Source organism: Mycobacterium simiae, from assembly GCF_008370645.1.
In the GTDB taxonomy this organism is placed as follows: Bacteria; Actinomycetota; Actinomycetes; order Mycobacteriales; family Mycobacteriaceae; genus Mycobacterium; species Mycobacterium simiae_A.
In genome coordinates this window covers 1-2,196 of record NZ_VTZN01000338.1, presented here as the reverse complement: position 1 = coordinate 2,196, position 2,196 = coordinate 1, and the positions used below count along the sequence as shown (strand labels likewise).

1 protein-coding gene and 1 pseudogene are annotated in these 2,196 nt (G+C 64.5%); both read right to left on the bottom strand.

The genetic code is table 11. The features are described from left to right. Window positions 1-509 (bottom strand): annotated as a pseudogene (locus F0Q45_RS25520) (transposase); the annotation flags it as partial. Window positions 510-901: 392 nt separating this feature from the next. After that, entirely contained in the window at window positions 902-2,059 is a 1,158-nt protein-coding gene (locus F0Q45_RS25515) for a tyrosine-type recombinase/integrase (RefSeq protein WP_149656525.1), read from the bottom strand. Between the last annotated feature and the right edge of the window lie 137 nt (window positions 2,060-2,196).

The window sequence follows — 2,196 nt, the reverse complement described above, 5'->3', positions numbered from 1 at the left end:
TAGCCGAACGCAGCCAAATCCCATACGTCCTTTGTTCTTTCGGTTTCTGGATTCAGCGTGCCTCGGCGCAGGTAACCAGCGAAGCTGTTCATCAGCCCTCGGTAGGCTACGTTGAGTCCGGTGGTGTCGGCGTCGGCGATGCTGGCGACCCGCTGGCGGCGCAGTTCGCTGCACAGCGCGGTGAGCTGAAAGTCGTCGAGTTTGCGTCCGGACTTGATCCGCTCCCGCACGCCGTAGAGCACCTGCGCGACGACCAGCGGCGGGAGGCCTCGCAGGCTGACTTTTCCCGGTTCCTTGGACGCGGTGGCGGTCAACCACCACACCCGCTCGTCGGTGTCGGTGTCATGGGCGTTCCTGCGCTTGGCGTGCCACCGCTGCTCGTGTGCGCTGCAATACGATCCGCGCGTCGCCTTGCGGCGTCGGGTGCATGCGGCCACCAAGCACGGACCCGTATCGGGCAACGCGATCACCGATGGGTGTGCCAGGAAGTCCTCGATCGATACGCCCAAGACGCGCTGCTGATGTCGATGCGCCTCACAGAGGCGGTGTTGAGACGATCCCCAACTCCGCTCGCATCCGGTGACCACGCACGGCCCGGGCTGGTCACGATCGCGGGGCGGCATCTTGTCAATATCGTCGAGGCCCAGACCGTGCCTGGCCAGACGGCTCCGGCAGCCTTGGCAGATCCGCGAAACACCGCGTGCAGTGAACTCACACCCTGGTGCACGACAGACAGGGCGACCCAGCAAGGGATGGTCCGCCGGCAACGAGAGAACCAACGTTTCAGCGTCCCAACCAATTTCGGAAAGGAACTGGTCACTCAACTGGCTCTGAAGCCGGTTCAGTTCATGGTGCGGCTCGATCAACGACGCCTCGACGGCGACCTTGGCGACCGCCGGGCTCACCGCGTCGCTCCGTGCTGCTCGCGCGGTGTAGGGACACGTTCTATCGCATCGCGCAGACGGCAGGGATCAGGATGCACATAGACCTGTGTCGAGGACACGCTCGCATGACCGAGCAGCTGCTGGACCTCATCGAGCGACCCGCCAGCATCCATCAGATTGCTGCCGAACGCATGCCGCAATTGATGTGGCGTCACCCGCCGACCCAGGCCAGCCCGCTTGCACAGGTCCGTGATCAATGCGTTGATCGCATCCGGCGACATCGGAGAGCCGATCGGCTCACGAAACAGATTGACGAACAGAAAGTCGCTGTCACGCGCCCGCGGCACCGCAAACCGCTCGAAGTCGTAAACGTCAAAGGCTTGCACCGCAAGAAAATCCAACGGCACATGCCGACACCGACGCGATTTAGCCCACGCCCCGTTCGGGTTGTCGCGGCGCACCACATGCAGGTGGGCCCGCTTGACTGGGCACCCCAGCACCGTCGAGTCGGGCAGCAGATGCAAGTCGCTGCGCCGCAGCCCGATCAGCTCGCCGCGGCGCAGACCCGCCCGCGCCAGCAGCAACACGATCAAGCGATCCCGCGTCGAGCGGCAGGCCCGAAGCAGCGCCACAATCTCCTCATCGCTAGCGCGATCAACAGGGGCGTCTCGCTCATGCAGCCGATGCAGCGGTCGCAACCTCCAGGCCCGTCGCGCCTCCTCACCCTTGGCCTCAACCGGCACATCGCGGTCGTCGGCGAGTTCATAGAGCAGCTGCGCCACGCCCTCGTCAACGCGACCCCTGGTGGCTGCGAACACCGCGAACCCGCGCACCGCCACCAAAATCCCGTTGATCCGACGCGCACCGCGAACTCCCGCCACACCCGGGCCTACGGCGATGACCGCATCATCAGAACCGGCCGGCGAATGCCGCAGCCACGTGATGAACAAGCCCAAATACGACAGACCCGTCACCCAGTCCCGGCCAGTGCGTTGACACCAGCGCAAATACAGGACGATCCCGCCCGCATACGCCTTCGTCGTCGACTCCGCACGATCCTGACCAAACCGCACATGCCGCAGAAACGCGTCGGCGTCGCCAACTACCTCCAGGTCGTCATCGAGAACCGTCCAATACCGAACACCCGACGGCAACGTCACCGGAAAGGCTCGCACCCCAGTCCTCCTGTTCACATGGCGACCAACAACTACCAGCCACGTGAACAACACCCCCAGAGACACGCCGCAGAACCCTCAACGGCCCGGCCTGATGCGACGTCCCACCACGCCAGGCCGACCCCAAGAGAAGAAGA